The organism is Paenibacillus tyrphae (assembly GCF_024158745.1).
Lineage (GTDB): Bacteria > Bacillota > Bacilli > Paenibacillales > NBRC-103111 > Paenibacillus_G > Paenibacillus_G tyrfis_A.
On sequence record NZ_JAMZAW010000017.1, the window covers coordinates 25,567 to 45,870 of the forward strand.

Here is a 20,304-nt window from a genome sequence, read left to right on the forward strand (position 1 = left end):
CAGGAGACAACAATTATGGAAAAAATCCTAATCGCAGACGACGAACGGGACATTCTGACGTTCATGGAGGACGCTTTGACGGACGAAGGCTACACCGTGCTGACCGCTTCGGGCGGCGAGGAAGTATTCGCGCTATTGAAGGAGCAGCCCGATCTGGTCATACTCGACGTGATGATGCCCGGACTCGATGGCTGGGAGGTATGCCGCTCCATACGCCCGCTTGTGACGTGCCCGATTTTGTTTCTGAGCGCGCGTGGAAGCGAAACAGACCGCATTCAAGGGCTGATGGTCGGCGGAGACGATTATTTGGTGAAGCCGTTCAGCATCCGGGAATTGAAAGCGCGCGTACAGGCTCATTTGCGCCGGGAGCGCCGCAGCGAGACGCGGGCGAGCCGGTCGATCCTGCACTTCGGCGAGCTGATGCTGGATTTGGACGCCTACCAGTTGCATTACCGAAACCGGTCGATTCCGTTAACTGCCCGGGAGTTCGAGATCGTGCAGTTGCTGATTATGCATCCGAATCAGGTGCTGTCGAGGGACCGCATCTACGAGAAGGTCTGGGGTCTTGAAGCGGAAGGCGATTCGGCCACGGTGACCGAACATATCAAGAAGATCCGATCCAAGCTGGCGGAGGCAGACCCGCATACGGAGTATATCGCTACAGTCTGGGGGGTCGGCTATAAAATGGGAGCCGGCGCGTCATGAACAAGCTGACGTTCCGCAGTCAATTCGGCGTCGCTTTTCTGCTCGTGCTGCTCCTGAGCTTCGCCTGCTCCGTCGCCGTCTGGGGCGCAAGCACTTATTATATTTTCACGAACGAGAAGTCCGTTCGCCCGGCCAACTATTACGAAAAGCAAATTCCCGAAATTACCGGATACGCCCTCAGGCAAAAGGAAGCGCTCTTGACGCCCGACGCCCGGACCGCGCTGGAGGAACGTATCCCTGCGGCCGGCATTCAGTATCAGATCCTCGATGCCCAGGGAAAATTCCTGTACGGCACGATGGATAAAAGATACATTTCTTCCAAAGAGGAGCTGCTGTCGAAGCTGAACACGAACGAGCGCGTCAACGGGAAGATCGTGCTGTACTATCCCGTAACGGATGCCCAAGGCGGGCTCGCCGGCGTATTCGTTCTCCGCTACGATTTAAGTCTGGTTACAAGCAACGCGGACCAGCCGATGGCTACGTTTTTGCTCATCGTTACGAATTTGGCCGCTCCGTTCGTCTTCATTATGCTGTTCACGTTTCTGTTCGCCCGAAGGCTCGGAACCCGGCTGAAGCCTCCGGTCAGCCGGTTGACCGACGGAGCCCGCCGGATTCAGCAGGGCGATCTGGATTTTACGCTGGCGGACGTCGGCGGCTCCAAGGAATTGGCCGAATTGGCCTCCGCTTTCGAGGAGATGCGGCGCGCGCTGCACGATTCGCTCACGGCCCAATGGAAGATGGAGCAGCAGCGCCGCGACATGGTGGCCGCGATCACTCACGACCTGCGCACGCCGCTGACGATCATTCAGGGGCACGTAGACAATCTGCTGGAAGGGACGGCCCAGCGCTCGGACCGGCTCCCCCGCTATTTGCGGACGATCCAGGGAAATACGGAGCGGGCGGCCCGGCTGCTGGACGAGTTGACGACGATATCGGATATCGAACGTCCGGATTTCACGTTATCTCCCGTCGCCTTCGAGCCCCTTCCGTTCTTCGAGCGTAAACGCGATGACTACAAGCTGCTGTGCGAGAGCAGACAGATTGCCTTGCTCTTGGACACCGACGGCTTGCCGCCCGATCAACCGCTGCGCATCGATTTCCTCCGGCTGGAGCAAATCATGGACAACCTGATGGCCAACAGTCTTCGCTTCACCCCGGAGGGCGGCGAAATCCGCTGGAGGATCGGATATCGGGACGGGCGGCTGCACTTTGAGGTGCAGGATACGGGACGGGGCTTCAGCATGAACGACCTCGCGCATCTGTTCAAGCAATTTTATCAGGGGGATCCGTCCCGCTCCGAGGAAAAAGGCCACGCGGGACTCGGACTGTATATCGTGCAAAAGCTGGCGGAGAAGCATGGCGGTCATGTCGCCGCGTTCAACCGCCCGGAAGGCGGCGCACGAATATGCGTTACGCTAAAAGAGATGGCCTCCGCCTAGCGGGACCATCTCTCAGGGTGTTGAAAAAAACGGTCAAATGGGACAATAAGAGGTTACGAAGGGGGTGGGGTATCCACTTCCGACCGCTGTTGTCATCGGGAAATTTTGATTAGAAGCCGCTTATCAGCGGACATTTCCCGAAGACAAAGGCGGCCGCTATCGCTTCTCCAGTGGATACCCCACCTCCGTTTGCATCTCTATTTTTATTAAAGCCCACTTTCTCAACAAGCTCAAAGATGGCCTCCGCTTAGCGGGGCCATCTCTTTTCGTTATCGTGCGGATTTTGTTGCCGAAGCCGAAGGATTGTTCCAATACGTAAACCCTCTCCAGAGCCATTCGAGCGGTCCGATCGAGAACCGCTTGAACCATAAGCGGCTCCACACCATCTGCGCGCCGAACACGGCCAATGCCAGCAGCAAGCCTACCGCGGGCCCGACCTTCCCGTACCATCCCAGCCCATACCCGTAAAACAGCAGCGTACAAACGACCGACTGCAGGATATAATTAGTAAATGCCATCCGGCCGACCGGAGCGAAGAGCGACAACGGGCTATGCTGCGAAGACCGCTTGAACCATAAAGCGACCAGAGAGATGTAGCCCAAACCGAGCAGCGGCGAGCCCAGCAGCACCCCGAGCAAGACAAACAAGTTTTTCGCCCCGGCGAAGGCGGCTTGATCCGGCAGCAGGACAGCCACGATATTCGTGATCAGCCCGAAGCCCCCCGCCCACCAGCACAGCTTGCGCAGCAAGCCGGCATGAGCCGGAATGTCGTGAAACACGCGGCGTTTGGCAAAATAAGCTCCGAGCAGGAACAGACCGAGAATCTGCGGATAAAACGCAATCTGGTTTAAAAAGCTCATGACCCAGTCTCCGAACCGCTGCTTGCCGATTTCGGCAAACGTGCCACTGCCGTATACCAGTTGATCGTGTGCGATCATTTTTTGTGCACGTGCGATCATTTCCGGCGAGAGCTTGGGCGTAGCCGGTGCTCCCGTCGCAACCAAGACGGCCGGAATCAGCAGCAGGAGGCCGATGGCCCAGATCAGCAGCGTCCTGGGCCGGCGTTTATGGAACAAGAGCAAAATAAATCCGAGCAGCGCATAATGCACCAGAATGTCCCCGAACCAGATCAGAATTCCGTGGATCAGCCCAAAGACAAGAAGCGCGAGCAGCCTTCTGGCGTACAGCCGGCCGAACCGGTTCCCTTTTTGCTCCGCCCGTTCCTTAAACAGCATCATCCCGTACCCGAACAGGAAGGAAAACATGGCCATAAATTTTCCGTCGACAAAAATTCTTTCCAGCATTTTCACCGCTTGGTCCCAAGCCCCGGGCCACTGCTCGATCTGCATTTGAATGGCTTGCAGCGAGCTGCTGTAAAAGGTCATATTGACCAACAGGATGCCGAGAATGGCGATCCCCCGGACGATATCGAGAAGAACGATTCGTTCGTTGGCTGAAGTTGGTTTCATGATAAGGCTCCTTTCGTCAATCCGATCTTTCTGCCAGATCTCCGGCACTCCCTTATCATAGCGGCCAATTCTAAGAAATTTATAAAGCCGGACGGAGGTTAGCATGCAAAAACCCCGAATCGCCATAGCGACCCGGGGTTTCGGGAAAAGAATAAGCCTTATTTATAGTACGACGTCGTTAACGGAACGACATAGCCGGCATCCGAATTCAGCTTTTCGAAGTAAATGAACAGCTCTTTTACACCGCTGATATCGACTTCGATCGTTTTCATACCGTCTTTTACGGCTACCGATTCTTCTTTCAGCAGCGCTTTTGTGTCGCTGTCCTCAATCTTGATCTTCGGGATATCCGCGCCGATCTGCAAAACCAATTTTTGATACTTTTTATCCGGGAACAGCATAAACGAACCCGAACGGACGGCATCCCGCACATCGTACAGGACTTCCTGATAATCTTTGTTCGCATAGGTCGTATGCTTTTTATCCTTGGAGTAGTCCGCATCGGAGAACTTCTGCGTTTTGATCGCCACGCCCTCGGTTTTTTCGCCAAGCAGGACGGTGCTTGTCTCCTTGTCGTAATCGACGGCTACTTTCAAAGCGCCAGCTACGGCTCGCACCGGCAGGTATGTGTTGCCTTCATAGGTAATCGGCAGGATGGCATTGCCCTGCTCGTCGTTCAGCTGTACCGACTTGATCTACTATTTTCCAATCTCCATTTTCTCAAAAAATAGGGCTGGGAAAAAGAGACTATTTGTCTATTTTAGGGCTTTTGTCACTTCTTGTCCGGGATCGCGAACGATACCGTCGTTCCTTCGCCGGGCTTGCTGTGGATGGACAAGCCTTTCCCATATCGCTGCTTCAGCCGCCGGTTCGTATTGGACAGCCCGATTCCGCCTATGCTTTTTGTCGTCAGATTCAGCAGTTGATCGGCCCATTCCGGTTCGATCCCGATGCCGTTATCCTTGACTTCAATAAGCACGGAGCCCTCGCGGCGGACAATCCGGATCACTAGCGTGCCGCCCTTCCCTTGGCGAAGGAGGCCGTGCTTGAGCGCATTTTCGACAAGGGGCTGGATCGTCAGCGGAGGAAGCATCAAATCCATATCGGGTTCAACCTCCCACAAGACAGATAACCTGTCGCCAAACCGTTCCTGCTCGATATACAGGAAGGACTTAACAAGCTCCAGCTCATGGGAAAGCTCCACCAGCCTGCCCGAATTCAGAAAATCGAAGCTGATCCGCAAATACGACGCAAAGGCGTCGATTAAATCGCGCATTTTGTCCGTATCGATGTCGCTCAGCACGATAATCGAGTTCAGCGTGTTGAACAGAAAATGAGGATGGATCTGCGCCTGCAAATAAGCGGCTTCCATGCGCAGCCGTTCGTTGACGGATTGCTTCAGCGTCGTTAACGACCAGATCCGGTATTTCAGCTCGAGCGCATCGACCGGCTTAGTTACGTAATCGTTGGCCCCGGACAAAAATCCGGTGTAAATGTCCGCAGGCTGGCTTCGGGCGGTCAGCAGCAGCACCGGCAGCTCCGAAATGGAAAAATGAGTCCTGACCTGCCGTGTCAGCTCGTAGCCAGACATATGCGGCATCATGACGTCGGCAATCAGCAAGTCCCAAGACTCCGCGTCGAGCAACTCCAGCGCCTCCCGGCCCGACGAAACGGTCCTGACATGGTATTGCTCCGTAGAGAGGATGCCGACGAGCACCTTCAGGTTGACCGGATCGTCATCGACCGCGAGAATGTTCATTTTTTCCCCGGCAAAGGAAGGCGCTGCGGACGGCAAGTCAGGCCACACGCCGCTCAGGTCCCCGGATAGGCTCAAGCCGCTCCCCGCTTTCTCCTCTTCAACAATCTGTCGTTGCGGAGTATGCTCCGGCGGAAAGTCCGACGAAACGGCCATTGGAAGCGCAAAGCTGAATACGGAGCCCCGCCCCGGTTCGGAGCGGACCGTCAGCTCGCCGCCGTGCAATTCCACCAGTTGCTTGCAGATGCTTAAGCCAAGGCCGATTCCCCCGCTGCCGGTTCTTCCGTGAGGCCCTTGCTCATACGGCAAAAAGATGCGCGCCTGCGTCTCCTCATCCATGCCGATGCCGCTGTCGGAGACCCGAACGACCACCTGCTCGCCACGGGTTTCGGCAGAAATGACCACCGTTCCTTCATCCGTGTATTTCAAGGCGTTATGTACCAGATTGAACAAAATTTGCACAAGTCTCTTTTCATCCGCCCATACCGGCGGCACCGCATCCGCAATCTCCATCTTTAACTGAACGGGCTTGGAGTCGGTGATAAACCGCAGCATCCCGGCGACGCCGGAGGCGACCGCTTGAATGCGCAGCGGTTCCTTCTGCAGCACAATGCGCTTATCCTGAAGCTGCGCCACGTCGAGCAGGTCGTCGAGCAACTGCGACATCCGGCGGCTGATCGTGATCAGCAGCTCCATGTTCTCGAAGCTGGCGCGGTCCATGGCATGCTTCTCTTTGGCCGCAACGGTCCGGGCGATATTCAAAATGCCGTGCAGCGGCGTTCTCAGCTCATGCGACGTATTCGCAAGAAACTGGTCCTTCAGCTTGTCGGACGCTCGCAGCTGTTCGTTCAGCTTGGCGTTCTCCTCGGCGTTGCGGAAAAACCGCTTGAACCAGTAGGCCGAGAAGCAAATAATGGCGGCGATAATGTCGACCGGATAGTAAACGCTCACCGCTGCGGTATATCCCCAGGCGATGCTGGATCCGATGCTCATCGCGGCAAACAGCAAAAACAAGGCGTCTTGATCGTTTCTGGCCACCTTGCGGCCGAGCAGAACCAAAAACCAGACGACGGGAGCCAAATAAAGCAAAGAAAACACTCTTACGTACATCGATTCGTAAATGAGCGGCGGGGAGGCAACAAGCACAAACACCGAGTAGAGCCCTAGCAAGGCGCCATAGGCGCGAAACCATCGGGTACCGGAGGCATGGCCGTCAAAGTTTCTGGCCAGAAGCACCATGAAGAAGGGTAGCCACAAGTAGGAAAGCAGCCTGATTTTCAGACCCCAGGCGAAATTTAGCGGCAGCCAGATCATCAGAAGGTTTTCATTATCGGAAACGACAGAAATGCCCGCGTCCGCAAGCAGCAGGAAAAAGATAAGGAGCACCTTATGCCGCGGGTTAAACAAATACAAGATGATGGCGTACAAGCCGTGCAGCAGCAGCACGATGAAGGTCACGAGCTGAAATCCGATGGAATACCAGCGTTCATAGTCAATGGCCGCCTGAGAACCGAAGCGAATAGGCTTTAAAATGCCTCCGTTCACCGGGCTTTCATAATTGGCTGTACGTACAAGCAGTTCGATTTCTTTCACATCGTCTTGGTCATATGTTGCGGTGTATGAGACTTTTCGCGGTTCGTACGCCTCCGCGTTCTCCGCAGGCCGGCCAAATTCGGCTGCCTTCCGGCCGTTAATTTCGATAACGGACGAGGCCATGATCTCCTGAATCCAGAAGCCGTACGGCTGGCTTAGCGGCTGATCGACCAGGATGCGGAGCCGGTACGTCCCGTAGCCGAACGACGATTCCGAGCCTTCCGGCATGCCTTTGCTCCAGTCCCCGGGAACTTGGACGACATTCGGCGGATGGCCCGTGGACGGACTCCTTAGGTCTTCATGGGAAAGGAAGGCGCCGGGGTAAAATTCCCACTCGCCGTCCAGCATAAGGGTGCGGGAATGCTCCAGATTCCAGCCCCGCAGATCCAGCACGCCTTGAACCGCGCGGGGATGCTCCGGAGAACCATAGGCCAGAAACCAAAGCCAGCGAAGGCCAAACAGAACGGAAATGAACAATAAAATAACGGCACTCACTTTGAGGGCGTTTTTGTTGGATGTCTGCGTCATAGGTGTAAATTTCGACAAGCGTTCTTACATTCCTGTTGCCTGATCCAATTTATTTCGATGCCACCGGGGCCCGCGCGCTATGCTTCCTCCAACGCCTTCGCAGCTCTCCATTCGGACCAGTTGAATTCCGTCCACGAGGCGGGCTTCCCTTTCTCGATGCGGCTTCGGAAGCTCTGAAGCGCGTCGTCTACCCCTTCGGCGTCCGAATGCTTCCGTTTCAGCTCCAGCAGCAGCGGAACGACCTCGTAGCCCAGGCTGCCCAAATAAGCGGCGTCAATCCTGCCTGTCGCTTCATAGCGCTGAATGTTGCCTCGCGCCACCGCCGCATCGATGCCGAAGTAATTGACGATGACGTACGCTGTCACGGTGACGGCCGCATAGCACCGAAGCAGCGGCAGCCGCTCCCGCCACAGCTTGACGAGTGCCAGTATGAACAGCACAAGCAGAAAGAGCATGAACGCGTGCACGAGCAGCCGGGCCACGGTATAGCCGTACGCCTCCTCGTACATCGAGAGGCGCAAGTAGGCGGAGCTCAGCATAATGCTGGTGCAGCCCACGAGCACCCCGAGCAGCGCGCGCAGAAACCGCCAAGCGGCGAGACCCGGACGCTTCACTCCGTACAGCATGATCATCAGAACGGTCAAATTGATCAGCGTGACGACAACCAGCTCGGCAAAGCCTTTTCGCGCATAGGATGCGTAAGTAATGCCTTCCGGCAGCTCGGCGGCACCGCCTCCGAAGAAGTACGAAAACTGCACAAAGGCAAACAGCAGGTACACGGCGTTCAGCACAACCAGGATGGTGGCTGCGACGGTCGCATCGATGCGCGGCACAGTCGCTGGCGAGACGCCTGCCCTGGGAGCGGCCTGCTTTCACTTTGAACGATAGGGCCCGAAAGGCGACGCGGACCGGTTGAGGCACGTACCTGAGCGTTTGCACGAACACCTGATCAAGCAGGCGGACAATGAACGGCGTCTTCCCCCGTCCCTCCGACATATGCCACGTCGTGTGCGCCACAATCAGCAGCGGCACCGCCAAAGCGTTAAAAACGAGCAAAAACAGGTTCGAATGCGCCACGTAAGTAAAGGACAGCAAGAGCACGGGAACGGCCAGCGCCATGGATGGCTCCAGCCGAAGCTCCCGCTTCTCCCGAACAGCCCAGTAATAAAAAACATAAAATAATATCACAAACAGTGGAAACGAGACGCCCCACGTTTTTCCGTAAAACAAGTAATGATGGACGACTGCACAGCCGAGCGCGGCAAGCAGCAGCTTTCCTTCGCTCCGGACCGGAACGGATTCCGTCTTCATGAGCTTCCCGAGCCTCCTCTTAGCTTATTGCAGCAGGGCCGCCTCTTGCGTGCTCTGCCGGATTTGCCGGCTCCATCGGTTAGCCCATTGCCGCAATTCGTAAGGACTTGCTTGGTCTATAGGATCGATATCCCCCGCGAGGTCTCGTAAAATGTCTTCGTCGTCGACTTGCAGCAGGTCGAGCAGGTCCTTTCCGTGAATGCGCCCGTAGGCGAGCCGGGCCAGCGCGAAAACCGCTCTCCGCAATTCCTCGTCGGTATGCGCCGCGTTCACGGCCGCTTCGGCCTCCGACAGCAGTTGATCGCCCCAGGCGACCGTAAGCGGAAGCCGCTTTACCCCTCGAATTTGCTCTTGATCAGACCATGAAGGACAGTACATCCGAATTCCTCCTCGTAATTGAACTATTTTCCATTTCGCTATAATTTTGTCGAATTGCCCATCCACGTTTATTGTAACTTGAAAAACACGAATAAAAAGAGTAAATTTTGAAATGTAAATTTCATATTTTTCCGAACCCCCGGAGGTTGTCTTATGAAGCTGGCAAACCACTATATCCGCCTTCGCGAACAGTACCCGCATATCGCCGAGCAGCAGCCGCACCTTGTCCATCTCGACGAGCTGGCGGCCGCTCTCGGCTGCACGCATCGCAATGTCGTGCTGCTGCTCAAAAAAATGCAAAACGAAGCCTGGCTCGATTGGCTGCCGAAGCGCGGGCGCGGTCAAAAGTCCGCCCTGACGTTCTACAAACCTGCCGAGGATCTCATACTCTCGATCGCGCAAGACCTGGTCGAGCGCAAAGATTTGCGGGGCGCGCTTGAGCAGCTGAACGTCTCTTCGCCCGAAGGTTCGCTAAGGGACAGCTTCCACCGCTGGTTGGCCGGCTATTTCGGCTACAGCAGCGAAATGCAGGGCAGCAAGCGCTTCGATACGCTGCGGTTCCCGCTCACCCAGTCGCTGCTGTCGCTCGATCCCGCCACGACCAATTTCCGGACGGAAGCCCACCTCGTGCACCAGCTGTTCGATCCGCTTGTGCGCTACAACCGGCTGACCCAAACGATCGAGCCGCATATCGCTCACGCTTGGGAGGTGAACGAAGCGCGGACGGTCTGGACGTTTCATCTGCGCAAAGGCATCCAGTTCCATCACGGCAGGGAATTGACCGCAGACGACGTCAAGTACACGTTCGAGAGACTCAAGCGGCTGGCGACCGGCGCATTATACAGCTGGGTGCACCGGCAAATTGACAGCGTGGAAGCGGTGGACCCGATCACGGTCATCATCCGGCTGTCCGAGCCTTGCGAGCTGCTGCTTCAATATGCCGGCACGAACCGCGCCTCCATCGTCCCGGCCGAGCTATGCGAGGAACTGGGAGACCGGTTTGCGCTCGCTCCCGTCGGCACCGGCCCGTTCAAGCTGACGCATTTGGATGCGTCCATGTGCGTGCTCGACGCTTTTCCCGCTTATTTCCAAGGCCGGGCACACCTCGACCGCGTGGAGCTGTGGCATATTCCCGACATGCAGGTGCAGGGCAGCGAGCGGACGCTGGAAAGCTTTCAGATTATCCACAACTATCGTTTGCCTGACGAAGCTTCCGAAACGTGGCAGCAGGTGCAGCAGCCGGGGGCGACGTGCCGGTTCCTGACCTTCAACCTGCTGAAGCAGGGGCCGCTCAGCGACCCTGCGCTGCGGGGCGCGGTATGCGCCGCCTTGAACCGCCGCAAGCTGCTTGAGCGGATCGGCGGCGACGCCATCTATACGGCCGACAGCTTTATCGGCCACGGGCATGGAAGCACGGCGCCGGAAGCGGAGCCGCTTGCCCACGAGACCGGCCGGATTCGCGCGCTGCTCAAGCGCTCCGCCTATGACGGCCAGCGGCTGACGCTGTGCACGATCACGCACTATGAGCCGGATGCGCTGCATGTGCAGGCGCTGCTCCAGGAAGCCGGCTTTGCCGTGGAGATCAAGCTGCTGTCCGTGGAGGAGTTCAAGAGCGAGCAGCGGCTGCACGCCGATCTGCTGCTGTTCTCCATCATGCTCGACAACGATGCGGAGCTCCGGCTCGTCGACTTGTACAAAAGCATGCAGCGACATTTGGAGCCCGCGGTCAAAGCCAAGGTCTCCGCCCTGATGGAGGAGGCGCTGCGCGAGCCGTCGTCCTGCCGCCGTTCGGCTCTGCTGCAGGCGATTGAAGCGCATTTGACCGCCAAGCAAGTGCTTCACTTTTTATATTTCAAACGGCTGAAAACGATCTACCATGAATCCGTCAAGGGGATTTCGCTGGATGCGCTGGATTGGGTGCAGTTCAAAAACATCTGGTTTAAGCCGTGACTGACAGGCGCGTTTCGGGGCTTTGACGACGCGGGATTATAATCCGGGGCTTCTACGAATACAGTAGTAACACAACCTTAGGTTCGAAAGGGGACCCGAGCGACGTGAACAAGCCGAGCCATTTCGTGTATCGCAACACGAGATACGGATTTACCCTCCGTTTCCCGGCGTGGTGGAGGACGTACGCGGTCATCGACCGGCGGAGACAGAACAGTGATACGGAGTACGAGCTGCATTTCCGGTTCAGGTACAAAGGCAAAGTGTATGACGACGCGCTGGCCATTCTGGTGTTCCGCATGACGCGCCAGGAATGGGACCGTGAAGGCTACGGCGATTCGCCGCTCGTCTTCCTCGCAGAGCACGGCGGTCGCGTGTTCGCCTATATGACCCCGGAGGAGCTTCCGGAAGCCTTCTATGATCCGAAGACGAACGACTACGATTACAAAAGGTATGGGGCGGCCATCCGCTTGCTCAAGCGAATGGTCAATCAGGACGCTCCCTGCATCGCCGGTTCGATCCGCTTCCTTCCTCAGGCGAATACGGCTTGCTCGGTTCCTTACCGTGCCAAGCACGTTTGTACAGCCCGGACCGGGGCCCGGGGCAAGCGGCGCTGCCGGAACGCGAAAAGGCGCCCCGCCTCCCACCGCCATTGAACGATTCGCCGGCCGGCGCCTTCCTTCCGAGGTCCGGCCGGTTTTATTGCGGTCACAGCCGGGTAAGGGTTTCGTAAGGGGACGCCTTCGCTCTTGCCTCTGCGCAACTTTCCGACGAAGGCGTGCGTCCATTATGTTGCACACACCCTGCCCGGTTAACCGGACGAAAGGAAGTGACGACGATGGTTTGGCGTTTGCTGCTCTGCCTGCTGCTGCTCGTACTGCCTGCCTGCAATGCCAAAACGGACCCATGGAAGACGGGAAATACCGTTATCGATTGGGTGGATTTCGTCAAGCTGAACGGAAAGGAATATAACGGGGTCTATGAAGCGGTGGCCGCCTCCCCGGACGCCGTGACGGATGAGGTCGTCGGCACCGTGAAGTTCAGGGTCGAGGGAGCCGTCACCAACCCGAGCTATGTGACGAAGGACGGAGATGCGGCATTTTTACAGGAAGGGACGCGCCTTTATGCCGTCAAAGGGTACCCGGACCACTCGCTGATTGCCGCCAAGTCGGACAACGAAGTGGGCGGCTACAAGCTGTACAGCGCAAGAAACGCGGATGGCAAGCTTGCCCGCTCCTGGGGCTACAAGGATCTTCCGGCCGAGCGGGTGACGCGAATCGACGTGTATGTCTACTCCAAGCAAGCGGAAGCCTGGCAGCGGTTCCGTTCGCTCGAAAGAGCCGACACCGGGCTGTTCATGGAGTTGCTCGGACACGGGCAAAAGAAAGAAAATTACTGGCCTGCCGTGACCGGCGGAGACCCGAAAGAGTACCGCATCGTGTTTCAAACCGGCGAGCCGGTCGCGCATAAGCAGAGCTTGTTCCGCGACGACAACAACTATTACTTCCATCCGTGGGATACGGAGGTGCTGCCGGAGGAAATCGGCCGGTTTCTGACGCCGCGAATGCCGCAGTCGTGATGGCGCTCCTCTGCGGTTCCTGGGGCATTCCGCAGCTCCCAACCCAGAGCATCGGCCGTAAAAGGCGGCCCGCCTTCCCTAGGAGCGGTCCCGCTTTTTGCGGCCGTACGTTCTCACCCGGGAAAGCGTCGGCTCCTCCGGGGCGGGCGGGACCATAACGGATTTCGCGGCAGCGGTTTCCGGTGCATGCCATTCGCCTGCCGCGAACGCCTCGGGGACGCCCCCGACCGCTTCGTACGCGAAGCGGCTTTCCAGCCGGAGCTCCAGCTGCTCCACCCTTTCGATAAGCCGGGCGACCGTCAGATCCAGCCGGGCCGTTTCGAGCCTGAGCCGCTCCAGTTCCAGCTTCGGCTCCGTTTCGCTCTCCGGCTCCGCACGCCCGTCGCTTCCCGATCCGTTTCCCTCGGGGCTATGCGTCAATGCTTCAAGCTCCTGCGGCGACAACAAGCTTTTCAGGTCCTTTCCTGCCATTTCACTTCCGCCTCCTTGGATTTAGCTTAACGCGATTATACCTTTGGACGTGACGTGCCAAACGAAAGTTACATCCAAACTTTGCATTATTGTAAATGACTAAAAGCGACATGTCCGGACATCAAAACGACACCTGCCGTAAAGCTGCGAAAAGGGCGACTGCGTCCTTCGACGCCGTTCGCCCTTTATTTCGTTGTCTTCATGGCGGATTCTTGGACCCCGTCAAATGCCGGCCCGCCTCGCGCAGCCTTCATTTCGGATTTTGTACTTTCGTACACAAAAACGGGGCACAGCTCCATCTGTCTACGCCCCAGGTGTGGCAATTCCATGAAATTGCTGGTAAATATTATGTTTAATCTTATCATCCCATTCTTATTATAGCAATTCAAATATTTGGAGACTTTCGCCCCATTTTTTCCACTTGTAAAAAAACGGGACCTGCAAAAAAAAGGAATTGTGTTGATTTTTGACGAATGTTAACTTTCAGCCTAAAAAAGTGGAGGGAGTCTCATTCATGAACGATTTGCTCGCATCGCCATTCGTCCCGGAGCAATTGAAAACCAAAGCGGATGGGACTTTTTCACGAATGCTTGTCGATCTGGCGCTGAAAAGCTTCGCCAGCCCCCACACCGGCTCCCTCCTGCTCGATCAGGACTGCAACATGCTGATGGCCGGCGAATCGCTCGGCACGAAGCTCGGTTACAGGACGGAAGAACTGGAGCGGATGAATCTTCAGACCTTAGTGCATCCCGGGGAGCTTCTCCTGTGCATGCATCATATGAGCCAGCTCGTATCGGGCCAGCTCTCCCGCTACGAAACCGAGATGCGCTGGCTCAGCGCGGACGGACAAACCTTATGGATGAGCGTTTATGCAGTCGAACTTAAGGACAGCAGCGGCGGACCAGCTTACATATACATGCAAACCCAGGATATCACCGCACAAAAAGATGCCGAAAACGCGCTTCAGGAATCGCTCATCCGCATGACCTCCCTGCTCGAAACGTTTGCCGACGCTTACATTATGCTGAACCGAAGCGGAGAGCTCGTCTATGTGAACCGGAACGCCGAGCAGCTTCTGCAGCTCAGGCGGGAGGATATGCTCGGTCGCGGCATTCGGGGCACGGTGCCGGAATGGCTTGGCACAGGCTTTTACAAAGCTTGCTGGAGGGCGATCGAAGAAGCGGTTCCCGTCTTTTATCAGGATTATTATCCATTGGTCAAAAAGTGGCTGGAAGTCAGCTGCTATCCTGGCAAGCCCGGCTTGTCCGTCTTTATCCGGGATATTACCCGGCACAAGGAGCAGGAAGAAACGCTCCGCGCGACCAAGCAGCAGCTTGATTCCATGATTGAGCATGCTGCGGACACCATTGCGATTCTCGACGCAGACCTTCGGCTGATCAAGGTGAACAAAGCGTTCATCGACTTGTTCGGCTATAACGAAGCGGAGCTGATCGGCGAGCGTCCGCCGAACATACCGGAGGAGCTGTGGATCGAGTCGGAGCTGCTGTTCCGCAAAGCGCTGCAGGGCAAGCAAATCTCCAGCTTCGAGACGAAGCGCAAGCGCAAGGACGGCACGCCGCTCGATATGAGCCTCACGATCTCGCCCGTTGTCGGCAAGGATCAGGACATTACCGGGATCTGTATTATCGGGCGGGATATCAGCGAGAGCAAAGCTACCGAGGAACTGCTGCGCAACTCCGAGAAGCTGTCGGTCGCCGGGCAGCTCGCCGCCGGTATTGCCCATGAAATCCGCAACCCGCTGACCTCGCTGAAAGGTTTTACGCAGTTTATGAAGAGCGCCGGGCATTACAAGGAACATTACTTGGACATCATGTCGTCGGAGCTGACGCGCATCGAGCACATTATCAGCGAAATGCTGCTGCTGGCCAAGCCAAGAGCGGCCATCTTTCATTATAAGCGAATTGGCCCCATTCTCGCCGACGTCCTCTCCCTCCTGGAAGCGCAAGCGAATCTGAACAGCGTCAGTTTCAAGACGCGGATCAAAACGGACCTGCCGGCGGTTCGCTGTGAAGAAAATCAATTGAAGCAGCTATTCATCAATATCGTCAAAAACGCCATCGAAGCAATGCCGCTGGGCGGAACCGTGGAGATTGTGGCGGCCCTGGCCGAGCCGGGCATGCTGGCGATCACCTTCCGGGACGAGGGCGACGGCATTCCCGCCGAGCTGCTCCAGCGGATCAGCGAACCCTTCTACACGACGAAAGAAAACGGCTCGGGCCTCGGTCTGATGGTGAGCCAAAAAATCGTCACCGAGCACAAAGGCCGCATGGCCATCGCAAGCGAAGCCGGCGTGGGCACGACCGTGACGGTAACGTTACCGGTTTAAAGCACGTAAGTACCTGACACAAGCAAAGGCTCCCTTATCCATCCGAAGATAAGGGAGCCTTTTTGTGCGCGCGAACGTTCGCTGTGCTCATCTCAAAACCTTGTATCTCGCTTCCGTTTCTCCATCGATAATCCGACCGGTCGTCACAAAGCCGACACGCTCGTACAGCTTTCCGGCCGCCTCATTGTCCGGCTTATAGCTGATGACGATCTCGGGGCTGCAATCCTCCTGACGCTTGATCAGCTCCAGGCCCAGCCGGATCGCAGCCTCGCCATAGCCCCGGCCTTGATACCTTTTGTCGATCATCAGCCGTACGATCCAGTACAGCCCGTCATCCGGGTCTTTGCCGTACATGAAAAAGCCGACCATCGTGTCTTCGTAATAAATGGAAAGCGGCGTGTACGATTCATCGTAGGCGGCTTGAATGATCGAATACCAGTTGGGAGCCACCATTTTCCGCTGCTCCTCCTGCACTTCCAGCTTCACGCAATCTTCCCAATTATCCTCATGAATGGCTTCGAATCTTATCGTCGGTGCGTTCCTCAAAGCGGTTCCTCCTCGCGTTAGCGTTAGTCTATAGCCCCATCATACGGGAAGCACCGCCGGAAGCGTAGGGAAGATTCGACTATAAGCGTTTTTTCAGCTTTACGGCCTATATTCCCAATTTATTGTAATATTTGGCTCGCATGTTACATTGCTGCTTTTGTCTTTCAAATTGTTCGGCATAACGGTCCATGTTGCTTTCAACCAGCCCGCCCGGGCGGAAGGAATCTTGCTCCCTTTCGTCGGACCCGGGGATGGCTATCGGGGCGGATCGGCGTATTCCCCTCGACTCTTCGTCCGATGCGATCCGGTCCAGCCGCTGCCTTTCTAACGCTTCGGCGCACATTTGTTTCAAAAGCAAGGGCAGATTCCCCACTTTTTGCTTGGCCTGCTTTAACTTATGCTCGTCCGTCCAATTCGCATAGACGAAGGTGGACAAATTCGAGAGTTCACTATCCATCTCCTGCTTGTACTCGCTGTCAAGATCGGTATTCCCATCCAACCAACGAACTGCTTCCAAAAGCCGCGCTTGCAGCTTGTTCATGAGAAGAAGCGGGATATTCTCGTGCCCGTGCCGCTCGCCCAATCCGTACTCGCTTCGAAAAGGATTTTCCGTTCCCTGGATATTAATGTACTCCTCCATATTGGACCATGCTTCCAAATTGTCCTGATCGTCGATCCATTCCATTAATTCGCCGGCATTGTCCGTTTTCGTCCCCTGCTGCATATGAAAAGCATGACCGAGCTCGTGGGTTAACGTCGAGAACGCGGGAGCAATCAGCTCCTTTCCCGCAGTATCGACTAGCCGATTCCCATAGTAAAAAGAGGATTCCTTTACATCGGACGGCATCGTCACCTTCACGTCGGTGCCTTCCCCAAAAGCGTAATACTGCTCCGGCCGCCCTTGCAAAATCAGCACCACACCCAACTGATCCGGCCTTTCCCTCCGCATGTCGTTCAGAGCGGAAATTCGTTCCTGCTTGGTCAAGCCGTCAAGTCTGATCTCCTTGTACTTGTCCCTGTCTTTCGGCTGTCCAGACAGCCTCTTCAGCTTGGCATGTTCCTTATTATCGCCTACTGGCGAGGCGGCAGCAGTCACTCCGACGTCCTTGGCGACGGAAAAAGGGGAAAGTTCAATTTTTTTATCCGATTCGTTGATTCGTTCCATCAGCCCCCGGCCGAAATGGCTTTCCAGTATTCGCGAGAATTCCGTCAGCATCTGCATCTTGAAGTCTCCGTGCCCTTCCTTCTCCACGATTCGGATGCTTCCGCTGCCTTGGATCAGCTTGTCCCACATCTCGCGTACCTTCCGCTGGCTATCTTCGTCCAGCTGCTCAAATCCGGCAATGGGGAGATCACCGTCTTCGGCTGTAGGGTTACCACCCGTCACCGATTGCTTAACCAAAGCTTGCCGTTCGTCATGAAGCAGATCCATGAGCGTTCTCATATGGGGAGCTTCCGGGTCTTCTTGGAGATCGTCCGAGTGCCGATGGACAAACCAGTGGAAGCAGGACCGTTCAATTTCGGAGAGCACGTTGATTTTAGTAGAAAGAGGGGCGTCCTCCGCTAATTTGTTATACTCGGCAATGCGCTCTGTAAAGTCGTCGTCCAATCGGATGATCATGGGGGAAAGGTTGATTTTGCATTGGACCGGCGGATGGGCATGGGTATGCCGGGAGCCGGTCAAATAACGGATCGTCGCCTGATTTCCGAAACGCTGCTGCATTCGCGCAACGAAGGCAGCAGCGGAAGCAAGCTGCCTAGCCGCGTTAGAGCTGGCCCGGCGCTGCGCAGAAAGAGGCTCCGGCGGAGGGGAAAGCCGCTCCGGTTTTTCAAGACCAGACATTGGTTTCCGAACATAGCTTCCTGTGCTTTTCATCGAAATCACCGCTTCTTCAAGCTTTGTTGTCCACATTGTACCATATTTACCCATTCAAAAGGGGTAACCTGTACCTCCCCCTCAACTTGTGCTATGATAAACTTCGTGATTTCTCAGGGAGAGGCGGACTAGAGGCGTGGCCAAGCTATATTTTCGTTACGGAACGATGAACAGCGGCAAGTCGATCGAAGTACTGCGCGTCGCACACAATTACGAGGAGCAAGGAAAGAAAGTGCTGCTCTTCACCCCTGCGGTGGACAACCGGGACGGGGTCGGCATCGTCGCTTCCCGCATCGGGATGCAGAAGGACGGCATCGTCATTGACGACAGCCTCGACATGGTCGGAATGGCGGCGACCGAGCGGCCGAACTGCATTCTGATCGACGAAGCGCAGTTTCTGAACAAGCAGCAGGTGCTGCAGCTTACGGAAATCGCGGATACGCTCGGCATTCCCGTCATTGCGTACGGGCTGCGGGCGGATTTTCTCGGCCAGCTGTTCGAGGGCAGCTATCATCTGTTTGCGCTGGCGGACAAAATCGAGGAAATCAAGACGGTCTGCTGGTACTGCGACCGCAAAGCGACGATGAATATGCGTCTTGCCGACGGCAAGCCGGTATTTGAGGGCGCGCAGATTCAAATCGGCGGCAACGAAAGCTATTTGCCGGTATGCCGCAAATGCTACTCCATGCAAAAGAACAACCAAACGCAACCCCATTCATGAATACAAAAACGGAGCGAAGCGCCTCGGCGCCTTGCTCCGTTTTGCGTTTTAGACGGGCAGTGCCCAGTTGCCGGCGCGGAATACCGGCTCCCGTACGCCGTCCTGCGTAATCCCGTCGATGTTCATGTCGGCCGAGCCGATCATGAAATCGACATGCACAAGGCTGCTGTTCGCCCCGTGCCGGGACAGCTCCTCTTCCTTCATTTCCGTGCCGCCGTCCAGGTTGACCGGATACGCTTGTCCGAGGGCGAGATGGCTTGATGCGTTCTCGTCAAACAGCGTGTTGTAAAAGATCAGATTCGTATTGGAGATCGGTGATTCGTGCGGAACCAACGCGACTTCGCCCAGCTTGCGCGCTCCCTCGTCCGTGTCGAGCAGCCGCTTCAGCATCTCGTAGCCTTTGTCCGCAGAGAAATCGACGACTTTGCCGTCCTTGAACGTCAGGCTGAACCCGTCGATAAGCTGGCCTCCGTGATTAAGCGGCTTCGTGCTGCGGACGACACCGTTGACGCCGTCGTGCCTAGGCATCGTGAACACTTCCTCCGTCGGCAGGTTCGGATTGAAGAAAATGCCCTTGGCATTCTCTTTCGCGCCGCCGAGCCAGAGGTGCTTCTCCGGCAAGTCCACGGTCAGGCTCGTGCCCGACGCTTCGTAGACAAGCTGCTTGTACCGCTTCTCGTTCAAGTAGCTCACGGTCCGGGCCAAGCGGGCATTATGCTCCTTCCAAGCCTCGACCGGATCGTCCGCGTTCACGCGGGTCGCTTCGAAAATACGCTCCCACAGTGCATCGAGAGCGGCCTCCGGCGAAAGATCGGGAAATATTTTCAATGCCCATTCCGGCGTTGCGTAGGCCATCAGCGTCCAGGACGCGCGGTGCGCCATCAGTTGGCTGCGATACCCTTTCAAAGCGGTAGAGGCCGTTTTGTTCGCCGTGGAGACCCGCTCCGGGTCGACGTCCTTGAGCAGGTCGGGATTCGGCCCGTAAAATTGAATGAAGGCCGCATCGTTCTCCGCCAGCTCCTGCAAGCCTTGCGCCTTCCACATCGGATACTCGTGAAACGCTTCCATCGGCGCCATCTTGTATTTGATCCGCGTCAGTTCCTCGTCGTTCCACTCGACCATGACGTTCTTCGCGCCAGCCTCATAAGCTTTGACGGCGACAAGCCGGACCAGCTCCGCGGCGACGACCGGGGCCATGACGACAACCGTTTGTCCCTGTTGTACATTGGCGCCTACCCGAACGGCCAGCGTTGCATATTTTTCCAGCTTTTGGGCAAATGTGCTCATTAAAATTCCTCCAAAAATGAAAGGTTGTCCTACGTTCCCAGTATAACGGTTTACGCCGCATTTTACCAAAAAAACCAGCCGCGAACGGCTGGCCAGAGTGTTGAGAAAGTGGGCTTTTACGAAAATAGAGATGCAAACGGAGGTGGGGTATCCACTGGAGAAGCGATAGCGGCCGCCTTTGTCTTCGGGAAATGTCCGCTACTAAGCGGCTTCTAATCAAATTTCCCGATGACCCGGGGTCCCCGCAAAGTACTCGGACTAAGCTTCTATGATTCAACTTCACTTTGCGGGGTAGGGCAGCGGTCGGAAGTGGATACCCCCCCTCGTAACCTGTATTACCTCGATTGCCCA

The 20,304-nt window shown here is 56.3% G+C and carries 16 protein-coding genes; 7 read left to right on the forward strand and 9 right to left on the reverse strand.

What is annotated here, in order from left to right; all coding sequences use genetic code 11:
* The first annotated feature begins 15 nt into the window (after window positions 1-15).
* Window positions 16-705, forward strand: coding sequence for a response regulator transcription factor (locus NI000_RS23775; protein WP_253413875.1), 690 nt, complete (start codon window positions 16-18; stop codon window positions 703-705).
* Window positions 702-2,144 (forward strand): sensor histidine kinase, encoded by a 1,443-nt coding sequence (locus tag NI000_RS23780; RefSeq protein WP_253413876.1) that lies wholly within the window; start codon window positions 702-704, stop codon window positions 2,142-2,144. Before NI000_RS23775 ends, NI000_RS23780 begins: the two co-directional genes overlap by 4 nt.
* Window positions 2,145-2,413: 269 nt before the next feature.
* Here NI000_RS23780 and NI000_RS23785 read toward each other — a convergent pair whose 3' ends face one another.
* The 5 genes from NI000_RS23785 to NI000_RS23805 form a co-directional block, all read right to left on the reverse strand.
* Window positions 2,414-3,613 (reverse strand): DUF418 domain-containing protein, encoded by a 1,200-nt coding sequence (locus tag NI000_RS23785; protein ID WP_253413877.1) that lies wholly within the window; start codon window positions 3,611-3,613, stop codon window positions 2,414-2,416.
* Window positions 3,614-3,771: 158 nt separating this feature from the next.
* Window positions 3,772-4,308: a stalk domain-containing protein gene (locus NI000_RS23790; RefSeq protein WP_309247925.1), complete on the reverse strand. Its 537-nt coding sequence runs from the start codon at window positions 4,306-4,308 to the stop codon at window positions 3,772-3,774.
* Window positions 4,309-4,385: 77 nt separating this feature from the next.
* The gene (locus tag NI000_RS23795; RefSeq protein ID WP_253413879.1) at window positions 4,386-7,490 is read right to left on the reverse strand and encodes a hybrid sensor histidine kinase/response regulator; all 3,105 of its coding nucleotides are present in this window, start codon (window positions 7,488-7,490) and stop codon (window positions 4,386-4,388) included.
* Window positions 7,491-7,567: 77 nt separating this feature from the next.
* The gene (locus tag NI000_RS23800; protein ID WP_253413880.1) at window positions 7,568-8,323 is read right to left on the reverse strand and encodes a DUF4153 domain-containing protein; all 756 of its coding nucleotides are present in this window, start codon (window positions 8,321-8,323) and stop codon (window positions 7,568-7,570) included.
* Between the two features lie 502 nt (window positions 8,324-8,825).
* Window positions 8,826-9,179, reverse strand: coding sequence for a hypothetical protein (locus NI000_RS23805; RefSeq protein ID WP_253413881.1), 354 nt, complete (start codon window positions 9,177-9,179; stop codon window positions 8,826-8,828).
* Between the two features lie 153 nt (window positions 9,180-9,332).
* Between NI000_RS23805 and NI000_RS23810 the strand changes: the two genes are divergently transcribed.
* From NI000_RS23810 to NI000_RS23820, 3 genes are all read left to right on the forward strand, one after another.
* Window positions 9,333-11,129: an ABC transporter substrate-binding protein gene (locus NI000_RS23810; RefSeq protein ID WP_253413882.1), complete on the forward strand. Its 1,797-nt coding sequence runs from the start codon at window positions 9,333-9,335 to the stop codon at window positions 11,127-11,129.
* A gap of 104 nt (window positions 11,130-11,233) precedes the next feature.
* Window positions 11,234-11,782 (forward strand): hypothetical protein, encoded by a 549-nt coding sequence (locus tag NI000_RS23815; RefSeq protein ID WP_253413883.1) that lies wholly within the window; start codon window positions 11,234-11,236, stop codon window positions 11,780-11,782.
* A gap of 182 nt (window positions 11,783-11,964) precedes the next feature.
* A complete protein-coding gene (locus NI000_RS23820) occupies window positions 11,965-12,705 on the forward strand; it encodes a hypothetical protein (RefSeq protein WP_253413884.1) in 741 nt (246 codons plus the stop codon).
* Between the two features lie 78 nt (window positions 12,706-12,783).
* On the opposite strand, the gene NI000_RS23825 is transcribed toward NI000_RS23820, so the two are convergent.
* On the reverse strand, window positions 12,784-13,176 hold the full coding sequence (locus tag NI000_RS23825) for a hypothetical protein (RefSeq protein WP_253413885.1): 393 nt from the start codon (window positions 13,174-13,176) through the stop codon (window positions 12,784-12,786).
* Between the two features lie 514 nt (window positions 13,177-13,690).
* Here NI000_RS23825 and NI000_RS23830 point away from each other — a divergent pair.
* Window positions 13,691-15,523, forward strand: a complete 1,833-nt coding sequence (locus NI000_RS23830) for a PAS domain-containing sensor histidine kinase (protein ID WP_253413886.1) — start codon at window positions 13,691-13,693, stop codon at window positions 15,521-15,523.
* Window positions 15,524-15,610: 87 nt separating this feature from the next.
* Here NI000_RS23830 and NI000_RS23835 read toward each other — a convergent pair whose 3' ends face one another.
* Window positions 15,611-16,069 (reverse strand): GNAT family N-acetyltransferase, encoded by a 459-nt coding sequence (locus NI000_RS23835; protein WP_253413887.1) that lies wholly within the window; start codon window positions 16,067-16,069, stop codon window positions 15,611-15,613.
* A gap of 106 nt (window positions 16,070-16,175) precedes the next feature.
* Window positions 16,176-17,912 carry a hypothetical protein gene (locus NI000_RS23840; protein WP_253413888.1) on the reverse strand — a complete coding sequence of 579 codons (1,737 nt, stop codon included), beginning with the start codon at window positions 17,910-17,912 and terminating at the stop codon, window positions 16,176-16,178.
* A 169-nt stretch (window positions 17,913-18,081) separates the two neighbouring features.
* Here NI000_RS23840 and NI000_RS23845 point away from each other — a divergent pair, with 169 nt between their 5' ends.
* Window positions 18,082-18,666 carry a thymidine kinase gene (locus NI000_RS23845; protein WP_253413889.1) on the forward strand — a complete coding sequence of 195 codons (585 nt, stop codon included), beginning with the start codon at window positions 18,082-18,084 and terminating at the stop codon, window positions 18,664-18,666.
* Window positions 18,667-18,714: 48 nt separating this feature from the next.
* Here NI000_RS23845 and NI000_RS23850 read toward each other — a convergent pair whose 3' ends face one another.
* Complete coding sequence (locus NI000_RS23850; protein WP_253413890.1) at window positions 18,715-19,953, reverse strand: aminopeptidase; 1,239 nt, start codon at window positions 19,951-19,953, stop codon at window positions 18,715-18,717.
* Between the last annotated feature and the right edge of the window lie 351 nt (window positions 19,954-20,304).